Here is a 20,034-nt window from a genome sequence, read left to right as displayed (position 1 = left end):
GGGCGCTTGCGGCACACTCGCCAGCGCCCGCGCCATCGCACACCCCATCGCACCGGGAGCCTTGCCCATGACCGCCGCTGATCCGCTGGACAACTACAAGGCCATCGCCGACGCCATCGCCGCGCTGTTCTTCCCCCACGCCGAAGTCGTCATCCATGACCTGCGCAACCAGCGCGTGGCCTATCTGGCGAACAACATCTCCAAGCGCGAGATCGGCGATGACTCGGCCCTGGAAGACATGCTCGAAGGCGGCCACGACGAACGCAACATCGGCCCCTACGAGAAGCTCAACTGGGACGGCCAGAAGATCCGCTCCATCAGCAGCGTACTGCGCGACGCCAAGGGTGAGCCGCTGGCGGTACTGTGCATCAACCTCAACATCACCCTGTTCGAAACCGCCAAGGCGGCGCTCGACCTGTTCCTCTCCTCCAGCAAGGTCGTGCCGCAGCCCGATGCGCTGTTCCGTGATGACTGGCAGGAGCGCATCAACACCTTCCTGCATGCCTGGCTGCAACAGCGCCAGCTGAGCCTCTCCACCCTCAGCCGCGACCACAAGCGCGAGCTGGTGCTGGCGCTGCATGCCGAGGGCGCGTTCAAGGGCAAGAGCGCGGCCAACTATGTGGCCAATGTGCTGAACATGGGCCGGGCGACCGTGTACAAGCACCTGAAGGAGTTGAAGGAGGAGGTTTGAGCAGCTTCCCTCTAACCTGTAGGAGCGGGCCATTGGCGCCCAGGAGTCGCGAGCAAGCTTGCTCCTACGAAACCCCCCACTCCCCGGCATATGACTGGCTCTGGCTCTTAAAAGGCTTCCAGAGAAATATCCGTGCACTCCGACTGCCCCGTTCAGGAGGCCTCGTTGAAGCGGAGTTTCAGGGGTTGAGCGACATGGATGTCGCGAGAGCTGCGATGGGCCAGGGATGGCCCTTCGCAGCGTGCCCCTGAAACTGCGCTTCAACGAGGGAATTTTTCGCCTAAGCGAAAAACCGGATGTCCGGGGCAAGCCTTCTTGGTTACTTCTTTGGCGTTTGAAAGAAGTAACTCGCCCGAGGGGGCGAAACCAGAAGTCCGCGCGCACGCCGAAGCGGCGCAAAAACTACCAAACCAACGCAGCAGACCTGCAACATCAGGGCAAAGGAGTACGTCGGCCCTTCCGACGGATCGCGGGCATGGCCCACTCCTGCAGGGAAACGCCGGCGCAACGAAAAAGGCCGCCCGAAGGCGGCCTTTTGCTGCGACTCGACGGAAGATCAATCGCCGTAGATATCGCTCTTGAAGTACTTGCCCTCGATGGCCTTGTACTTGCCATTGGCCCGCAGCGCATCGATGGCGGCGTTGAGCTGGCCGACCAGTTCGGTGTTGCCCTTGCGCACCGCGATACCGGCGCCTTCGCCGAAGTATTTCGGGTCCTTGAACTCCGGCCCGATGAAGGCGAAGCCCTTGCCGCGCGGGGTTTCCAGGAAGCCGATTTCCAGCGGAATGGAGTCGGCGAAGGTGCCATCCAGGCGGCCCGCCAGCAGGTCCAGGTAGATCTCGTCCTGGCTGGTGTAGCGCACTACGTTGGCGCCGGCCTTGCCCAGTACCTCGGTGGCGAAGCGGTCGGCGGTGGAGCCGCGCTGCACGCCGATGTTCTTGCCCTTGAGCTGGCTGAACTGTTCATCCAGCTGCGAACCTTCCTTCATCACCAGGCGGCCCGGCGTGAAGTAGTACTTGTGGGTGAAGTCCACCGAGTGCTTGCGCTCTTCGGTGATGGTGATGGAGGACAGCGCGGCGTCGATCTTGCGCACCTTCAGCGAGGGGATCAGGCCGTCGTATTCCTGCTCGACCCACTGGCACTTGCGCTTCATCTCTTCGCACAGCGCGTTGCCGATGTCGTAGTCGAAGCCGGCGATGCCGCCTTCCGGGGTCTTGTAGGCGAAGGGTGGGTAGGCCGCTTCGATGCCGATGCGCAGCGGCTTGTCGTCGGCGTGGGAGAAGGTGGCGAAGGCGGCCAGCATCAGGCCGCCCAGCAGGGCTTTGCGATTCATCGATGAACTCCGTTGTGTGGTCGCCGGGGTAGCACCGGCCATGGCAATGAGTATCGGCAGCGATCTTGGGTATGAACGACTCGTCCAGGGGCGCGACAGCGAAGGTCGCAGCGGCATTGCCTTGCCCTCACCCAGGCGAACACCTTTTTGTTGTTCTGATCCGTCCACGCGCGGGCGCGCGTAAACTTAAAATCCAATCTGGACTAAAAAGTACACAACGTCAATCGCCCTGCGACCGTGCGGCACACTCCCCTTTGCGCGCCTCCCGCTACTCCCTCGGAGGAATGTCGCGAAACGGCCACCAGCCTTAGTCTGGAGGCGTTCTGAAGCGATCCGAGGAGGATTCGAAACGACTCTTTCGCATGATTTACCGTAGCTTCCACGGTTATACATTTGGCAGATGCCCGAAGCCCCCGCGATACGCTCATGTCGCAGGGGCTTTTCTTTTGTCTGGCAAAAAGCGTTGCTTGAAGGACTGGCGCAAGGGCCGCCCTCACCCCAACCCTCTCTCAAGGGGAGAGGGGGCTGTTCGGCGTGGAGGGTGGGTTTGGCGATAACCGGAAATTAAGGCAGGCAAGGCAAAGGGCGGGCGCGAGGCCCGCCGAGGGAGGACTTTTCTCGCTGGGCGGCTCAGCCGCCGCTGAGGTTCATGAAGCGCAGCACCTGGACGTCGCCGACGGTGAACTCGTGGCGCGCCGGTTTGCGCTGAATGGCGCCGCGCAGGGCTTCGAGAATCGGTTCGTCGTGCACCGGATGGCGACGCAGCAGGCCCCGCAGGTCCAGAGAGTTTTCGTGGCCCAGGCACAGCAGCAGGCGGCCTTCGGCGGTCAGGCGCAGGCGATTGCAGGTGGCGCAGAAGTTGTGCGAATGCGGCGAGATGAAGCCGATGCGCGTGCCCGGATGCTGTGCCAGGCGAGCGTAGCGTGCCGGGCCGCCGCTGTGTTCGGCGCTGTCCAGCAACTCGTGACGCTCGGCAATCAGCGCGCGGACTTCGTCGCTGGAGCAGAAACTCTCTTCGCGCTCGCGGCCGACCTGGCCCAGCGGCATTTCCTCGATGAAGCTGATGTCCAGACCGTGGGCGATGGCGTAGTCCACCAGGGCCGGCACCTCATCGGCGTTGCGGCCTTTCATCACCACGCAGTTCAGCTTGATGTGCTCGAAGCCAGCTTCCTGCGCGGCGTCGATGCCACGTAGCACCTGATACAGGCGCCCGGTACGGGTGATCGCGGCGAAGCGTTGCGCATCGAGGGTGTCGAGGCTGATGTTCAGACGGGTCAGCCCGGCGGCGCGCAGGTCGCCGGCCAGCCGGGTGAGCTGCGAGCCATTGCTGGTCATGCACAGCTCGCGCAGGCCGGGTAGCGCCGCGAGGCGTTCGCAGAGGTGGACGATGCCGGGGCGCACCAGCGGCTCGCCGCCGGTGAGGCGCAGCTTCTTCACACCGCGCTCGACGAAGAGGCGCGCTACCCGCTCGATCTCTTCCAGGGTGAGCACCTGTTGGCGCGGCAGGAAACGCATGTTCTCCGACATGCAGTAGACGCAGCGGAAGTCGCAGCGGTCGGTTACGGACAGGCGCAGGTAGTCGATCTTGCGGCCTTGGCCGTCGATCCATTCGGGCATGCTGTTTCACTCCGGCCAGCCTCACCCGCGTTCACACGGGAAAGGCCGATATTCATGGCCGTTTCCGAAGCCCCTCCCCCCTGGGGAGGGAGGTCAGGAGAGAGGGGCCCGGAACCGGTTTACTGCACCAGCGGGCTCTCGGCGCCGTCGAAGACGAATCCGTCGATCTGCGCTTCACCGGCCAGCACGCTGATGTACTGGCTGACCGCGCGCTGCAGCACCTGGGCGCGCAGGTAGGCGGCGATGCGCGGACGCGCTTCGGTGAAGTCCAGCGGCTCGCCGCCATCACGCTCGATCAGCTCGACGACGTGCAGGCCGTAGCGGCTTTCCAACGGATGGCCGAGCAGGCCGGGTTGCTGTTGCAGCAGGCGTTTCTCGAACTCGGGGACGGTCTGCCCCGGTTCGATCCAGCCCAGATCACCGCCGTCATCCTTCGACGGGCAGTCGGAGAAGCGCATGGCCTTCTCGGCCAGGCGCTCGGGGTGTTCACGCAGTTCGGCCAGCAGTTCCTCAGCCTGTTCGCGGGCCTTGGCGCGGCCTTCCAGGTCGTCCGGCGCGCAGCCCAGCAGTACGTGGCGCAGGCGCATGCGCCAAGGCGCGGTGAGGCGGGTCGGATTGGCTTCGTACCATTGGCGGCAACTGGCTTCGTCAGCTTCGGGAACGCCGACTTCACGGTCGATCAGGGCGCGGATGCGCGCCTCTTCCGGGGCTTCGCCCTCTTCCGCGTCGGCCGCAAGGCCCAGTGCATCGGCGCGCTGTACCAGCAGCTGGCGCACGACCAGCGCTCGGCAGGCGGAGTAAAGGGCCTGGGCGTGGCTGGAAGCGGGGTGGTATTGCAGCTCGCGGGCCAGTTCATCCTCGGCAATGGCGACACCGTTGACGGCGATCTGCGGCAGGTCGACGTGTTCGACCTTGGCTTCATAGTGGGAGCAACTCATTTCATTTACCTCCGTAACCCTCTCCCCGGCCCTCTCCCTGAAGGGAGAGGCGGAAGAGCGTGGAGCGAATAGCGCACCTGCGCTATCCGCCGCTTCATCACGCTGCGCGACGCTTGGTACGGACCACCTGGTAGCGGCGGCCGAAGTACCACACCGGGGCGCTGACGATGTGCACCAGACGGGTGAAGGGGAACAGCACGAACAGGGTCAGGCCCAGGGTCACGTGCAGCTTGTAGACCAGCGATACCGGAGCGATGGCTTCGGCGGCGGCCAGCGGCTGGAAGGTGACGATGGACTGCGCCCAGTCGGCCAGCATGACCATCACCGAACCATCCAGGTGATGGGTGGAGGCGACGATGGTGGACAGGCCGAGGATCAGCTGGACGTAGAGCACCAGCAGGATCATCAGGTCCGAGGCGTTGCCGGTGGCGCGGACACGGTCGTTGGTCAGGCGGCGCAGGATCAGCCCGGTCAGGCCGATGAAGCACAGCACGCCGAAGAAGCCACCGGAGACCATTGCCAGCAGTTGCTTCTGCTCGGTGCTGATCAGGTGCTCGTAGACCGCATGCGGGGTCAGCAGGCCGACGAAGTGGCCGGCGAGGATGAACAGCACCCCGACATGGAACAGGTTGCTGTAAACGCGCATGCCCTTCTTGCTCAGCATCTGGCTGGAGCCGGCTTTCCAGGTGTATTGCGAGAGGTCGAAGCGCGCCCAGCTGCCGATCAGGCAGATGGCCAGCGCGACGTAGGGGTAGACCCCGAAGGCTAGAAGATCGAGGGACATGTTCAGACTCCTTCTCTGGCCGCCCGGTACTGCACTTGCGGCACCGGCTGGGCGACCCACTGCATGGGTTGTTCTACGGCGGAGGAAACCCGCCGGGCGCTGGTGGACGGGCAACCGACGGCGGGCTCGGTGAAGCTCACCGGAGTTTCCTCCCAGGCCTTGTCGATGGCTTCCAGGCTGTCGTCGCGCACTTCCTGCTCGCGGTCGCGCTTGAGCGCGCCGAGGTCAGGTTGTTCGCCGGACAACTCCAGCAGGCTGTGGAAGACCGCCGCATAGTTGCTGTTGCGCTCTTCCAGACGCAGCGCGATCAGCGCCAGGATGTGCGCAACTTCGGCCAGGCCGACCCGCGCTGACTCGGCGTCCTGCAGGGCAAGGAACTCCAGGTACAGCGGCAGGTAGTCGGGCAGCTCGTTGACGTCGATGACCAGGCCCGCCTGGGTGTAGCGGTCCATCAGGTCGACCATCGCCTGGCCACGGTCACGGCTTTCGCCGTGAACGTGTTCGAAGAGCAGCAGCGAGACCGAGCGACCGCGCTCGAACAGCCCGTCGTAACGGGCCTGCACGTCGAGGATGTCGCCCTTGCACAGTTCGTTGAGCAGCGCGGCGAGGCCGTCGCGCTGCTGTTCCGGCAGGTCGCAGGTGCGGACCAGGGCGTGCAGCGCCAGGCTTTCCTCGCGCAGTTCGACGCGCGGATAGTCCAGCAGCAGGGCGCTGAGCTTGAGCAGTTGGCTATGAGTGTCCATATCGATCACTCCTGTATCTGCACGGTCTGGATGACGTTGCGCTTGTCCACGGCCTTGCCGCCGAACAGGTTGACGCCGGAGTTGCTGGAGCAACCGTTGCCGAAGCTGAAGCCACAACCCGAACGCTCGGCGAAGGCATCCGACAGCGCCTCTTCACGATGCGCCGTGGGGATGACGAAGCGGTCTTCGTAGTTGGCGATCGCCAGGTAGCGGTACATCTCTTCCACCTGGTTCACGGTCAGGCCGACCTTCTTCAGCACGTCCAGGTCCTGCTTGCCTTCGACGTGCTCGGAACGCTTGTAGGCGCGCATGGCCAGCAGGCGCTTGAGGGCCAGCAGCACCGGCGCGGTATCGCCAGCGGTCAGCAGGTTGGCCAGGTACTGCACCGGGATGCGCAGGGACTCGACATCCGGGATCACCCCGTCGTTGCCGATGTGGCCTTCGGAGGCGGCGTTCTGGATCGGCGACAGCGGCGGCACGTACCACACCATCGGCAGCGTGCGGTATTCCGGGTGCAGCGGCAGGGCCAGCTTCCAGTCCATCGCCAGCTTGTAGACCGGCGACTTCTGCGCGGACTCGATGACGCTGTCCGGTACGCCGTCCTTGCGAGCCTGCTCGATCACTTTCGGGTCGAACGGGTCGAGGAAGATCTCCAGCTGCTTCTGGTACAGGTCGCGCTCGTTCTCGCAGGTAGCCACTTCGTGGATGCGGTCGGCGTCATACAGCAGCACGCCGAGGTAGCGGATGCGGCCTACGCAGGTTTCCGAGCAGACGGTCGGCTGGCCGGCCTCGATGCGTGGGTAGCAGAAGATGCACTTCTCGGATTTGCCGCTCTTCCAGTTGAAGTAGATCTTCTTGTACGGGCAGCCACTGATGCACATGCGCCAGCCGCGGCACTTGTCCTGGTCGATCAGGACGATGCCGTCTTCCTCGCGCTTGTAGATCGCGCCACTCGGGCACGAAGCCACGCACGCCGGGTTCAGGCAGTGCTCGCACAGGCGCGGCAGGTACATCATGAAGGTGTTTTCGTACTCACCGTAGATGTCCGCCTGGATCTGGTCGAAGTTCTTGTCCTTGCGGCGCTTGGCGAACTCGGTGCCGAGGATTTCTTCCCAGTTGGGGCCCCACTCGATCTTCTCCATGCGCTTGCCGGAGACCAGCGAGCGTGGGCGGGCGACCGGCTGGTGCTTGGCCTTGGGCGCGGTGTGCAGGTGCTGGTAGTCGAAGTCGAAGGGCTCGTAGTAGTCATCGATTTCCGGCAGGTCGGGGTTGGCGAAGATGTTCGCCAGCACGCGGAACTTGCCGCCGATGCGCGGGACGATGGAGCCGTCGGCGCTACGCTTCCAGCCGCCCTTCCACTTCTCCTGGTTTTCCCACTCTTTCGGGTAACCGATGCCGGGCTTGGTTTCGACGTTGTTGAACCAGGCGTACTCGACGCCTTCGCGGCTGGTCCAGACGTTCTTGCAGGTGATGGAGCAGGTGTGGCAACCGATGCACTTGTCGAGGTTCAGCACCATGCCGACTTGCGAACGAATTTTCATGGCAGTAATCCTCAAATGTCCTGGGGCAGCGGTTGCGGCAGAGCGTCACCGCCCAGTCCGCCGTGCTCCGGCTCGTCGAGCCAGTCGACCTTGTTCATCTTGCGCACCACGACGAACTCGTCGCGGTTGCAGCCGACGGTGCCGTAGTAGTTGAAGCCCCACGCCTGCTGGGCGTAGCCGCCGATCATGTGCGTAGGCTTGAGCACCACGCGGGTCACCGAGTTGTGGTGGCCGCCGCGGGTGCCGGTGGTCTCGCTGCCCGGCAGGTTCACGATGCGTTCCTGGGCGTGGTACATCATCACCATGCCGTCCTTCACACGCTGGCTGACCACGGCGCGGCAGGTCGCGGCGCCGTTGGCGTTGAAGACCTCGACCCAATCGTTGTCCTCGATGCCGACACGCTTGGCGTCGTTCTCGCTCATCCAGATGATCGGGCCACCGCGCGACAGGGTGAGCATCAGCAGGTTGTCGGTGTAGGTGGAGTGGATGCCCCATTTCTGGTGCGGGGTGATCCAGTTCAGGGTGATCTCGGCGTGGCCGTTGGGCTTCTTGTTGAACAGCTTGTCGGTGCTGCGGGTGTTGACCGGCGGCCGGTAGCTGACGAAGCCCTCGCCGAAGGCCTGCATCCAGGGGTGATCCTGGTAGAACTGCTGGCGGCCGGTGATGGTGCGCCACGGGATCATCTCGTGGACGTTGGTGTAGCCGGCGTTGTAGCTCACATGCTCGTCTTCCAGGCCCGACCAGGTGGGGCTGGAGATGATCTTGCGCGGCTGCGCCTGGACATCGCGGAAGCGGATCTTCTCTTCTTCCTTGGGCAGCGCCAGGTGGGCATGCTCGCGGCCGGTGAAGACCGACAGCGCTTCCCAGGCCTTCACGGCGACCTGGCCGTTGGTTTCCGGCGCCAGGGCGAGGATCACCTCGGCGGCGTCGATGGCGCTTTCGATGCGCGGACGGCCTTCGCTGATGCCGCTCTCGGTGACCTTGTGGTTCAGCTCGCCAAGCAGCTTGATTTCCTTGTCGGTGTTCCAGCCGATGCCCTTGCCGCCGTTGCCGAGCTTGTCCAGCAGCGGGCCGAGGGAGGTGAACTTCTTGTAGGTGTTGGGGTAGTCACGCTCGACCACGTGCAGGGTCGGCATGGTGCGGCCGGGAACCGGTTCGCACTCGCCCTTCTTCCAGTCGCTGCCGCCGAAGGGCTGCGCGAGTTCGTTGGCGGTGTCGTGCAACAGCGGCACGGTGACCAGGTCCTTCTCCACGCCCAGGTGGCCGACGGAGACCTCGGAGAACTTCTTGGCGATCGCCTTGTAGATCTCCCAGTCGCTCTTGGCTTCCCAGGCCGGGTCGGTGGCGGCCGACAGCGGGTGGATGAAGGGGTGCATGTCGGAGGTGTTGAGGTCGTCCTTCTCGTACCAGGTCGCGGTCGGCAGGACGATGTCCGAGTACATGCAGGTGGAGGACATGCGGAAGTCCAGGGTGGTGACCAGGTCCAGCTTGCCTTCGGCGCCTTCGTCGACCCAGTCCACTTCGCCCGGGCAGGGACCGCCGTCCTTGCCAAGGTCAGCGTTCATCACGCCGTTCTTCGCGCCCAGCAGGTACTTGAGCATGTACTCGTGGCCCTTGCCCGAGGAGCCGAGCAGGTTGGAGCGCCAGATGAACATGTTGCGCGGGAAGTTCTGCGGATCATCCGGAGATTCGCTGGCCACCCGCAGGTTGCCGGCCTTGAGCTCGCGCACCACGTAATCCTGCACCGGGATGCCAGCGCGCTCGGCGTCGGCGGCGATGTGCAGCGGGTTGCGGTTGAGCTGCGGGGCGGACGGCAGCCAACCCATGCGTTCGGCGCGGATGTTGTAGTCCAGCGCGTGCTCGGGGAACTGCTTGGTGTCGGCCAGCGGCGAGAGGACTTCGTGCATCGAAATCTTCTCGTGGCGCCATTGCGAGCTGTGCAGATAGAAGAAGCTGGTGCCGTTCATCTGGCGTGGCGGACGGCTCCAGTCGGTGCCGAAGGCCAGCGGAACCCAGCCGGTCTGCGGGCGGAGTTTTTCCTGGCCGACGTAGTGCGCCCAGCCGCCACCGCTCTGGCCGATACAGCCGCACATCATCAGCATGTTGATGACCGCGCGGTAGTTCATGTCCATGTGGTACCAGTGGTTCATCGCGGCGCCGATGATGACCATGGCCTTGCCGTGGGTCTTGTCGGCGCTGTCGGCGAACTCGCGGGCCACCTGGATCGCGCGGGCAGCCGGGACGCCGGTGATGCGCGCCTGCCAGGCCGGGGTGTAGGGCACGTCGGCGTCGGTGTAGGAAGCGGCGACGTTGGCGCCACCCAGGCCGCGGTCGACGCTGTAGTTGGCCATCTGCAGGTCATACACGGTGGCGACGCGCAGGGTCTTGCCGTCGGCGCCGGTAAATTCACGGAACGGTACGCGGCGCACCAGCACCTCGTCGTTGTCCACGCCCTTGAAGTGCGGGTGCTCCTGGCCTCCGAAGTACGGGAAGCCGACGTCGCAGGCGTTTGCCGCGCCATCGATCAGGGTCAGGGCCAGGCGGGTATTACGCTTCTCGCCGCCTTCGGTCTCCTCGATGTTCCACTTGCCCGACTCGCCCCAGCGGTAGCCGATGGCGCCGGTGGGCGATACCAGTTCGCCGGAGATTTCGTCCAGGCCGATGGTCTTCCACTCGGGGTTGTTGTCCTGGCCCAGGTTGTTGGCGAGGTCCGCCGCACGCAGGTAACGGGTCGGCTTGAGCACGCCCTCGGTGTGCGGTTCCAGCAGCACCAGCATCGGCATGTCGGTGTACTGACGGCAGTAGTCGACGAAGTAGGCGCTGGGCTTCTCGAGGTGGAATTCCTTGAGGATCACGTGACCAAAAGCCATGCCCAGCGCGGCGTCGGTGCCTTGCTTGGGGTTGAGCCAGAGGTCGGTGAGCTTGGCCACTTCCGAGTAGTCCGGGGTGACGGCCACGGTCTTGGTGCCCTTGTAGCGGACTTCGGTGAAGAAGTGCGCGTCGGGGGTACGGGTCTGCGGGACGTTGGAACCCCAGGCGATGATGTAGCTGGAGTTGTACCAGTCGGCCGATTCCGGCACGTCGGTCTGTTCGCCCCATATTTGTGGGGACGCGGGAGGAAGGTCGCAGTACCAGTCGTAGAAGGACAGGCACACGCCGCCGATCAGCGACAGGTAACGGGCGCCAGCGGCGTAGCTGACCATGGACATGGCCGGGATCGGCGAGAAGCCGACCACGCGGTCCGGGCCGTAGACCTTGGCGGTGTAGACGTTGGCGGCGGCGATGATCTCGGTGACTTCATTCCAGCTGGAGCGGATGAAGCCGCCCAGGCCGCGCTCGCTCTTGTAACTCTTGGCCTTGGCCGAGTCCTCGACGATGCTGGCCCAGGCGTCCACCGGGTCGTTGTGCGCGGCGCGCGCTTCACGCCAGAGCTTGAGCAGCGGCTTGCGCACCTTGGGATACTTCAGGCGGTTGGCGCTGTACATGTACCAGGAGTAGCTGGCGCCACGGGGGCAGCCGCGCGGTTCGTGGTTGGGCAGGTCCGGACGGGTACGCGGGTAGTCGGTCTGCTGGGTTTCCCAGGTGATCAGGCCGTTCTTCACGTAGATCTTCCAGGAGCACGATCCTGTGCAGTTCACCCCGTGGGTGGAGCGCACGATCTTGTCGTGCTGCCAGCGCTGCCGGTAACTGTTTTCCCAGGCACGGCTCTCGTTGGAGACTTCGCCATGGCCATCGGCGAATTCACCCTGCTTCTTCTTGAAGAATTGCAGGCGGTCGAGCAAGTAACTCATCTATATCTCCTCACCCAGTCTCTGCCGGGCGTTCAAACGCTAATCAAGCTCGCGGAACGGGTTTGCGGCGGGCGCACAACGCGCCCGCCACGCTAATCAGCAGGGGCTCTCGGCCCCCTTGCGGGCGTACCACCACCAGGTGGCGACGATGCAGCTCAGGTAGTACGCAACGAAGACGTAGAGCGCGCCCTCGGCACTGCCGGTCATGTCCAGCGAGGTGCCGAAAGCCTTGGGAATGAAGAAGCCGCCGAAGGCGCCGATGGCAGCGGAGAAACCGATCACCGCGGCCGACTCCATGCTGGCGTTCCTGGTCGCCTGGGCCTCGCTGAAGCCGCCTTTTTTCAGGCGCTCGGCCCACTCGTTGCGGAAGATCACCGGGATCATCCGGAAGGTGCTGCCGTTGCCGATGCCGGCGAAGAAGAACAGGCCGATGAAGGAGCCGAGGAAGCCGAAGAAGCTGCCGGCGTTACCGGCGCTGGGCAGGAAGCTGATCACCGCGAATACGCCGGCGATCATCGCCGCGTAGTTCCACAGGGTGATGCGCGCGCCACCGAACTTGTCCGCCAGCCAGCCACCCAGCGGGCGGCTCAGGGCGCCAACCAGCGGGCCGAGGAAGGCGTACTGCAGCGGGTTGATGTCCGGGAACTGGGTCTTGCTGAGCATGGCGAAGCCGGCGGAGAAGCCGATGAACGAGCCGAAGGTGGCCACGTACAGCCAGCACATCAGCCAGTTGTGCTTGCGCTTGAAGATCACCGACTGCTCGCGGAACGAAGCCTTGCAATCGGCGATGTCGTTCATGCCGAACCAGGCGGCGATGGCCACCACGGCAATGAAGGGCACCCAGATCCAGCCGGCGTTCTGCAGGAACAGGCGGCCGCCGTCCGACAGCTGCTGCGGCTCGCCACCGAAGGCGCCGAACAGGCCACCGGCCACGGCCAGCGGTACGGCGAACTGCATCACCGAGACACCCAGGTTGCCCAGGCCGGCGTTCAGACCCAGGGCAGTACCCTGCTGGTTCTTGGGGTAGAAGAAGCTGATGTTGGACATGCTGGAGGCGAAGTTGCCGCCGCCGAAACCGCACAGCAGGGCGATGGTCGCGAACACCCAGTACGGGGTGGTCGGGTCCTGCACGGCGAAGCCCAGCCAGAGGCAGGGGATCAGCAGGGAGGCGGTGGACAGTGCGGTCCAGCGACGACCACCGACCATCGGCACCATGAAGGAGTAGAACACCCGCAGGGTGGCGCCGGAGATCGACGGCAGCGCGGCGAGCATGAACAACTGGTCGTTGCTGAAGCTGAAACCGGCGGCGTTCAGGCGCACGGTGACGGTGCTCCAGATCATCCAGACGGCGAAGGCCAGCAACAGCGCAGGGATCGAGATCCACAGGTTGCGCGCAGCGATACGCTTGCCGCTCTGCGCCCAGAACTCGGAGTCCTCGGGGCGCCAGTCGATCAGCAGCGGACCGCTGGCGGCTTTGAGTTGGGAATTGATCATGCCCATGACGGCACTACCTCAAGTTTGACGAAGAAGGGATAGGGGTAGCGTCGACGTCGGCCGACCCGGCCTGGCCATCGAGGCGTTGCTGCTGTTTGATCGCGTAGTGCATCCAGACCATGCAGACCACGGTCAGGCCGAACAGCAACATGAAGCAGGAGGAGCGCACGCCGATGTGGTCGGCGGCGTAGCCGAACAGGATGGGCAGGCAGAAGCCGCCAAGGCCGCCGATGACCCCGACCATCCCGCCGACAGTGCCCATGTTCTGCGGGTAGTAGTCGTGGATGATCCGGTACACGCTGGCCTTGCCGAAGCCCTGGGAAATGCCGACGACGAACACCAGGAAGGTGAACAGCCAGACGTTCAGGCCGATGCCGAGGCTGACGTCACCCTTGATGCCGTGGATGGTCATGGTGGTCGGCGGGTACGAGAGGAAGAACAGGCAGACCAGGCAGACCCAGAACACGCCCCAGTTCACGGCGCGGGCGCCGTAGTTGTCGCTGAACCAGCCGCCCAGGGCGCGGATCAGGCCCGACGGCAGGGTGAACAGCATGGTGATGAAGGAAGCAGTGCGCAGGTCCAGGCCGTACTCGGCGATGTAGTACTTGGGCAGCCACAGAGCCAGGGCAACGAAGCCGCCGAAGACGAAGAAGTAGTACAGGCCGAAGCGCCACACGCGCAGCTCGCCCAGCGGCGCCAGCTGCTTGGCCAGGGTCGGGCGCGGACGGCTCGGGTCGGCGTCGCCACCCTTGGTGTGGGCCGGGTCGGTCCAGGTGCAGAACCAGAACAGCACGGCGGTAACCAGCATGGCCACCGAGTAGATCTGCGGAACCATGCGCCAGCCGAAGGCGACCACGATCATCGGTGCCACCAGATTGGTGATTGCCGCACCCGCGTTGCCGGCGCCGAAGATGCCCATGGCGGTGCCCTGACGGTCCTTCTCGAACCATGAGGAGGTGTAGGCGATGCCCACGGCGAAGGAGCCACCGGCCAGGCCGACGAACAGGCCCAGCACCAGGTAATGCCAGTAGAGGGTCGCGAAGGCCAGGCCGTAGATCGGGATGGCCACCAGCAGCATGTGGATGAAGAACACGATGCGTCCGCCGAAGCGGTCGGTGATCAGCCCCAGCGGCAGGCGCACCAGCGAACCGGTGAGAATCGGCAGCGCCACCATCAGGCCGAACTGCGCCTCGGACAGGCCCAACTCTTCCTTGATGCGAATACCGATGATCGAAAACATCGTCCAGACCGCGAAGTTCACGGCGAACGCCAGTGTGCTCATGCCAAGCACGGAGTACTGTTTCTGACGGTGGGACAACATGGCTAAGCTCACTTCCTGACAGCCTTTGCCCGCACGTTAGATAAGGACTAGCTGCCTTCTCTTGATCGCCATCAATGAGCCAAACGACGATTCATGAGCAGATGCGCGCCGCTACCTCCTTGTAGGTATCACCGAAATGAATGCGTAAATCATTGTTTTTAAAGGCATTTCTTATGAATACGGCGCACACTGCCGACCCCTCAGGCAACGACCGACTCTTTGTGGGTAGTTCCCCTGCCGGACGCCCTTCCCTGCGCAAATCCATCGTCGTGCGCTTCGGCTGCTACCTCACCCTACTGGTATCGCTGGCACTGGCGGGTATGTTCAGCGCCCTGCTGTTCGCCGACTATTCACATCAGGACGCCGCGGTGATCAACCAGGCCGGCTCGCTGCGCATGCTCACCTACCGCCTGGCGCTGGACCCCTCGCCGATCAACCGCCAGGCCCTGCAAGCGACGCTGGCCGCGCGCCTGGACAACGACGAGATCACCCGTCTGCTGCGCCGCTCCGACGCCGACGCACTGATCCGCCAGCAGCACGACCAGTTGCGCGAGGAGCTGCAGAACCTCGACCTCTCCCAAGCGCCGGCCCTGACCACCCTGGACACCTTCGTGGGGCACATCGACGGCTTCGTCGGCACCCTGCAACGCAACGCCGAGTACCGCTCGCAGATGCTCAGTACGGTGCAGGGCCTGTGCCTGTTCCTCAGCCTGCTGCTGGTGTTCATCAGCCTCTACGACCTGAGCTTTCACGTGGTCGGGCCACTGCGCGAACTCACCACCACGGCGCGACGTCTGGGCCAGGGTGACCTCGATGCGCGGATCAGCAGCAGTGGCGAGGACGAACTGAGCCAGCTGGGCGAGCGCTTCAACCAGATGGCCGAGGAACTGCAAGCCAGCTACCGCGAACTGGAAGCGCGAGTGGAAGACAAGACCCGCGACCTCTCCAACAGCCACCAGCGCCTGGAGCTGCTCTATGACAGTGCCCGCCGCCTGGGCCAGGACCCGTACGACGAGCGCTCGCTGCAGCCGCTGCTGAACCAGCTCGAACGCGTGCTGCAGGCCGGCAAGGTGACCCTGTGCCTGAACAAGGACGGCGTCGAACGCGCCTACTCCTCGCTGACCACCGACGGCATCACCGGCAGCTTCTGCCTGCAGGGCAATTGTGGCGAATGCCGTGCCCAGGCCGACCACTGCAACAATCCCATTCGCGGCATCAACCCGCTGCTGATGCAGCCGCTGTCCATCGGCGAGCACCGCTTCGGCGAGCTGTTCATCCAGACTCCCGACGGCCACCTGGAAGACTGGCAGCAGCAGTTCGTCGAAGGCTTCTGCGACAACATCGCGCGGACCTTCGCGCTGTCCCTGCAGCAGGAACAGGAGAACCGTCTGGCGCTGTTCGCCGAGCGCAGTACCATCGCCCGCGAGTTGCACGACTCGCTCGCCCAGTCGCTGTCCTACCTGAAGATCCAGGTCAGCCGCCTGGCCACGCTGCTCAAGCGCGACGCGCCAGCCGAGAAGATCGACGAAACCCTGGACGAGCTGCGCGAAGGCCTCAACAGCGCCTATCGCCAGTTGCGCGAGCTGCTCACTACCTTCCGCCTGAGCCTGGAGCAGTCCAGCCTGGAAGCGGCGCTGGTGAAGACCGTGGAAGAGTTCGGCGAGCGTGGCGACCTGTCCGTCGAGCTGGACAATCGCCTGGCGCACATCCCGCTCAACCCCAACGAAGAAATCCACATCCTGCAGATCGTCCGCGAGGCGTTGTCCAACGTCGTGCGCCATGCCCAGGCGCACCACGCGAAAGTGACCCTCTTCGAGGACGCCGAGGACCAGGTATGCATCACCGTGGATGATGATGGAGTCGGCTTTGACCCAGCGCAGAGCCGCAATGGGCACTATGGGCTTAGTATCATGCGGGAGCGCAGTCAGACCCTCGAAGCCACCTTCAGCATCGCCCCGCGCGAGCCCAAAGGCACCCGCGTCAGCGTGCGCTTCACCCACAAACCCCTGTCGCAGTACCCGGAGACCCACCCATGACGGCCACCCCCACCGATGACCGCGCACGCATCCTGCTCGTCGATGACCACCCGATGATGCGCAAGGGCGTGGTCCAGTTGCTGGAGTTCGAAGAGGACCTCGAAGTCGTGGGCGAAGCCGGCAGCGGCGAGGAAGCGCTGCGCATGGCCGCAGAGCTGGAGCCGGACATGATCCTGCTCGACCTCAACATGAAGGGCATGACCGGCCTCGACACCCTGCGCGCCATGCGCGAGAACGGCGAGGTCGCGCGCATCGTGGTGTTCACCGTCTCCGATGACCGCAACGACGTGATCAACGTGCTGCGTGCCGGTGCCGATGGTTATCTGCTCAAGGACATGGAGCCCGAGCGCCTGCTCGAGCACATCCGCCAGGCCGCCACCGGCCAGCTCACCATCAGCCCGCAACTGACCCAGGTACTGGCCCAGGCCCTGCGTGGCGATGACCGGCCCAAAGGCATCGACGAACTTACCGACCGTGAGCGGCAGATCCTCCGCCAGCTCGCCCACGGCTACAGCAACAAGATGATCGCGCGCAAACTCGATATCACCGAAGGCACCGTGAAGGTCCACGTCAAGCGTGTGCTGCACAAGCTGGGCTTTCGCTCGCGCGTCGAGGCAGCGGTCTGGGCGGTGGAGAACCATCTGGTCTAACCACTCGCACCGAGCGTGGCCATACCTGTAGGAGCGGGCTTGCTCGCGAACAACCCCCGCGGCGGATCTTGTTCGCGAGCAAGCTCGCTCCTACATGGAGTTTCTACCTCCCTGGTAGTAGTCCACCCGCCAAGTTGATTCAGATCATGTCGCGACAAGGCGTCGCGGCGGGACACTGCGGGACTCACCCTGGAGGTCCCCATGCCGCCCTCATCGCACCTGCCCCTCGTCTATTCCTGCTCCGGCTGCTCCAACCTTGCGCAGTTGGCCAACGACCTTGCACTGCGCCTGGACCGTGACGGCTTGGCGGAAATGTCCTGTATCGCGGGGGTGGGCGGCGACGTGCCAGCGCTGGTGAAGAAAGCCTGCTCGGGCCGGCCGATCATTGCCGTGGATGGCTGCCACCTGCACTGCGTGCAAAGCTGCCTGGCGCGCCACGGGGTGAAGGCCGAGCACGAGATCACCCTCACCGAATACGGCCTGAAGAAACGCTACGGCGAAGACGCGCCGGTCCAGGACTTCGAGATGCTCTACGAGGAACTGCAGTTCCTCGTACGCACCCCGGCCTGAGGCTTTGCCGCCCCCGGCGAGGCACAAAAGGTCAGCCGGCGGGCTCTGACGTAGGATGGGTGGAGCTTGCGATACCCATGCTGTCCTGGCACCGACAATCGATGGGTATCGCTTCGCTCCACGCCATCCTGCGGGGAGCGGATCAGGCGTTTTCCTGCACCACCCGGCTGGCACGGCGCATGGCGCTCCACAGCCAGGCGGGCAGGCTGTCCGGATCGAGGCTGTCGATCAGGTTCTTCACCGCCAGGCCCAGTTCGGTATCGCCTTCGATCACCAGGCGACGACGGAAGAACAGCGTGTCCGGGTCTTCCTGCCGGCCCGCCAGCAGCAGGAAGTCGCGCCAGCTGCCACGAATGGTCACGCTGGGTGAGCAGGCATCGGCGAAACGCAGGCCATCACGGCCGCGCGTCAGGCTCCAGCCCAACCCCAGATCGCTCACTTCCAGGCGCAGCCAGTGGCCCTCGAGCATGTCGAAGGAGCCGTCCGCCAACTGTTCGGCGAACAGCCGGTTGGCGGCGCGTTGCAGCACCGCGCGCTGCAGTCCCGAAGGGACGCGCGCGGCCAGTGGCAGGAGTCGGTCGGCGGCGCGCAAGGCGCCGGTTTCGAGTGTCAGCACAGGTTCACCTCATCACTGCGCAGCATGCCGGGACGGCCATGCCAGTAACCATTGCAGCCTTCCACCGCCAGCGGCGGCGTGGCGCCCTTGCGCACCCGGTCGAAGGCCTGCACGACCTCCACCATCCCCTCGGCGCGAGGGCTCAGGCGCAGCAGATCGGCCCCGCAATCACGCAGCGAGGCGTAGTCCGCCAGCAGGTTGCTGGCCTCGCCGGACATGGTCTGGATACCGTTGAGGGTGAACAGCGGCATGCCTTCCTGGCTGAGCATCGACATGCCCTCCGGGTAGTTCAGACAGCAGAACTGGCAGTCATCCTTGGGCCGGTTCTCCGCCCGCGCGGTGAAGCAGCGCGCCGAATAGGCCAGCGGCAGATGGCCGTAGGCGAATACCTCGGTCTGCACATCGTTGAGGCCCAGTTCGCGGGCCTGCTCGATCACCGCGTGGATCTGCTCGCCGGAGCATTCCACCGGCGGTACCCAGCGGCGTAACCCGGCAGCATGCAGCTCGGCCAGCGTGTGGCCGTTGTAGACGTTGAGCGCCGGCCCGCCGACGAACTCGACGCCCAGGGTACTGAGAATCTGCACCGCGCCCATGTCGCTGGCCTCGACCTGCAACTCGCCGTTGGCGCAGAGGCGGCGCAACGACGACAGCTCGGAGGCCGCCTCGATCAGCGCAAGGCCCGAGATGAGTATCTGCGCCCCACTCTGCTGCTGCAGCTCGCGGCCCAGCCCCAGCCAGTCGTCCAGCGCCAGCGCGCGGCGTTTGGAGCAGACGGTTTCGCCGATATAGATGGCGTCCAGCGGCTGTTCGGCCATCTGCGCGTAAAAATCCAGGAGTGTCCGGCGGTCCCAGTAGAACAGCACCGGTCCCAGGCTGAGTTTCATCACGATGTCCTCACTGCCAGGAGCGATGGTAGGCGCCCAGGGTCGTCTGGTGGCCTTCGGAAAGCTTGTCCAGGGCGTCCTGCCACTGCGTCAGCGCGCGGTAGTTCTCCGGTGCGCGTTGCCACGCATCCAGCGCCTGGCGCCAGACACGGGTGACCTGCTCGACATAGGCCGGGCTGCGTTGCCGGCCCTCGATCTTCACTGCCGCCACGCCGATTTCCGCCAATTGCGGGATCAGGTCGATGGTGTTCAGGCTGGTGGGCTCCTCCAGCGCGTGGAAGCGCTCGCCGTTGACCACGAAGCGGCCCTTGCACAAGGTCGGGTAGCCCGCCGGCTCATCCGGCGCATAGCGATCGATCAACACGTCGTTGAGGCGCGAGGTCAGGCCCTCGGGCTCCTCGCTCCAGCGCACCGCCTTGGCCGGCGAGCAGACGCCGCACAGGTTGGGCGACTCGCCGGTAACGTAGGACGACAGGTGGCAACGTCCCTCGGCCATGATGCACAGGCTGCCGAAGGCGAAGACTTCGATGGGCACCGGGCTATTGGCCGCCACCTGGCGTACCTGCGCCATCGACAGCACGCGCGGCAATACCGCACGGCGGATACCGTAGCGCTCGTGATAGAACGCCAGCGCCGCGACATTGGTGGCCGAGCCTTGCACCGAGAGATGCAGCGCGAGGTTCGGGTGGCGCTTGGCGGCATAGCCAAGCACCGCGCAGTCGGCAGCGATCAGCGCGTCCACGCCCAGGTCTGCGGCGTGGTCCACGGCGCGCTGCCAGCGCGCCCAACCGGCGGCGCCGGGGTAGGTGTTGACCGCCACGTACATCTGCTTGCCGGCGCTGTGGATAAGCTCCACGCCCTGGCGCAATTGGCGGTCATCGAGGTTGAGGCCGGCAAAATGCCGGGCGTTGGTGTCGTCGCGAAAACCGACGTAGATGGCGTCAGCGCCTTCGCGCAGCGCCGATTTCAAGGCGGGCAGACTTCCCGCCGGGCAGACCAGTTGCATGCTTCCCCCGGGCAGTGCG

General features: G+C 64.8%; 16 protein-coding genes. 4 read left to right on the top strand and 12 right to left on the bottom strand.

The annotated features are described in order from the left end of the window. The first annotated feature begins 67 nt into the window (after positions 1–67). A complete protein-coding gene (locus tag CTR55_RS21820; RefSeq protein WP_296289264.1) occupies positions 68–691 on the top strand; it encodes a PAS domain-containing protein in 624 nt (207 codons plus the stop codon). A 556-nt stretch (positions 692–1,247) separates the two neighbouring features. Here CTR55_RS21820 and CTR55_RS21815 read toward each other — a convergent pair. The 9 genes from CTR55_RS21815 to CTR55_RS21775 all read right to left on the bottom strand — a co-directional run bounded on the left by CTR55_RS21815 (position 1,248) and on the right by CTR55_RS21775 (position 14,253). Then, positions 1,248–2,024: an ABC transporter substrate-binding protein gene (locus tag CTR55_RS21815; RefSeq protein ID WP_081516127.1), complete on the bottom strand. Its 777-nt coding sequence runs from the start codon at positions 2,022–2,024 to the stop codon at positions 1,248–1,250. Between the two features lie 630 nt (positions 2,025–2,654). Then, the gene (gene moaA / locus CTR55_RS21810; protein WP_296289261.1) at positions 2,655–3,641 is read right to left on the bottom strand and encodes a GTP 3',8-cyclase MoaA; all 987 of its coding nucleotides are present in this window, start codon (positions 3,639–3,641) and stop codon (positions 2,655–2,657) included. A 119-nt stretch (positions 3,642–3,760) separates the two neighbouring features. Beyond that, positions 3,761–4,579, bottom strand: a complete 819-nt coding sequence (locus CTR55_RS21805) for a peptidylprolyl isomerase (protein WP_296289259.1) — start codon at positions 4,577–4,579, stop codon at positions 3,761–3,763. Positions 4,580–4,676: 97 nt separating this feature from the next. Next, positions 4,677–5,363: a respiratory nitrate reductase subunit gamma gene (gene narI / locus CTR55_RS21800; RefSeq protein ID WP_296289258.1), complete on the bottom strand. Its 687-nt coding sequence runs from the start codon at positions 5,361–5,363 to the stop codon at positions 4,677–4,679. 2 nt (positions 5,364–5,365) lie between these two features. Further along, the gene (narJ, locus tag CTR55_RS21795) at positions 5,366–6,106 is read right to left on the bottom strand and encodes a nitrate reductase molybdenum cofactor assembly chaperone (protein ID WP_296289257.1); all 741 of its coding nucleotides are present in this window, start codon (positions 6,104–6,106) and stop codon (positions 5,366–5,368) included. Positions 6,107–6,111: 5 nt separating this feature from the next. After that, the gene (narH, locus tag CTR55_RS21790; RefSeq protein WP_296289256.1) at positions 6,112–7,647 is read right to left on the bottom strand and encodes a nitrate reductase subunit beta; all 1,536 of its coding nucleotides are present in this window, start codon (positions 7,645–7,647) and stop codon (positions 6,112–6,114) included. 11 nt (positions 7,648–7,658) lie between these two features. Continuing rightward, the gene (locus tag CTR55_RS21785) at positions 7,659–11,438 is read right to left on the bottom strand and encodes a nitrate reductase subunit alpha (protein ID WP_296289255.1); all 3,780 of its coding nucleotides are present in this window, start codon (positions 11,436–11,438) and stop codon (positions 7,659–7,661) included. Between the two features lie 96 nt (positions 11,439–11,534). Continuing rightward, positions 11,535–12,938, bottom strand: coding sequence for a NarK family nitrate/nitrite MFS transporter (locus CTR55_RS21780; protein ID WP_296289253.1), 1,404 nt, complete (start codon positions 12,936–12,938; stop codon positions 11,535–11,537). A gap of 7 nt (positions 12,939–12,945) precedes the next feature. Continuing rightward, entirely contained in the window at positions 12,946–14,253 is a 1,308-nt protein-coding gene (locus CTR55_RS21775) for a nitrate/nitrite transporter (RefSeq protein WP_296289251.1), read from the bottom strand. Positions 14,254–14,426: 173 nt separating this feature from the next. Between CTR55_RS21775 and CTR55_RS21770 the strand changes: the two genes are divergently transcribed. The 3 genes from CTR55_RS21770 to CTR55_RS21760 all read left to right on the top strand — a co-directional run bounded on the left by CTR55_RS21770 (position 14,427) and on the right by CTR55_RS21760 (position 17,509). After that, the gene (locus CTR55_RS21770) at positions 14,427–16,289 is read left to right on the top strand and encodes a histidine kinase (RefSeq protein WP_296289250.1); all 1,863 of its coding nucleotides are present in this window, start codon (positions 14,427–14,429) and stop codon (positions 16,287–16,289) included. Further along, the gene (narL, locus tag CTR55_RS21765; RefSeq protein WP_296289248.1) at positions 16,286–16,939 is read left to right on the top strand and encodes a two-component system response regulator NarL; all 654 of its coding nucleotides are present in this window, start codon (positions 16,286–16,288) and stop codon (positions 16,937–16,939) included. The genes CTR55_RS21770 and narL overlap by 4 nt, the downstream gene beginning before the upstream one ends. 201 nt (positions 16,940–17,140) lie before the next feature. Further along, a complete protein-coding gene (locus CTR55_RS21760; RefSeq protein WP_296289246.1) occupies positions 17,141–17,509 on the top strand; it encodes a putative zinc-binding protein in 369 nt (122 codons plus the stop codon). 142 nt (positions 17,510–17,651) lie between these two features. On the opposite strand, the gene CTR55_RS21755 is transcribed toward CTR55_RS21760, so the two are convergent. The 3 genes from CTR55_RS21755 to CTR55_RS21745 are packed head-to-tail and all read right to left on the bottom strand — an operon-like array spanning position 17,652 to position 20,015. Beyond that, positions 17,652–18,125 carry an SCP2 sterol-binding domain-containing protein gene (locus tag CTR55_RS21755; RefSeq protein WP_296289244.1) on the bottom strand — a complete coding sequence of 158 codons (474 nt, stop codon included), beginning with the start codon at positions 18,123–18,125 and terminating at the stop codon, positions 17,652–17,654. After that, a complete protein-coding gene (locus CTR55_RS21750; RefSeq protein ID WP_296289242.1) occupies positions 18,119–19,009 on the bottom strand; it encodes a U32 family peptidase in 891 nt (296 codons plus the stop codon). Before CTR55_RS21750 ends, CTR55_RS21755 begins: the two co-directional genes overlap by 7 nt. A 10-nt stretch (positions 19,010–19,019) precedes the next feature. Continuing rightward, on the bottom strand, positions 19,020–20,015 hold the full coding sequence (locus CTR55_RS21745) for a peptidase U32 family protein (protein ID WP_296289240.1): 996 nt from the start codon (positions 20,013–20,015) through the stop codon (positions 19,020–19,022). Positions 20,016–20,034: the final 19 nt, after the last annotated feature.

It is taken from the genome of Pseudomonas sp. (assembly GCF_002796985.1).
Taxonomy (GTDB): Bacteria; Pseudomonadota; Gammaproteobacteria; order Pseudomonadales; family Pseudomonadaceae; genus Pseudomonas.
The sequence above is the reverse complement of the archived record's forward strand: the minus strand, read 5'-3'. Positions and strand labels throughout refer to the sequence as shown.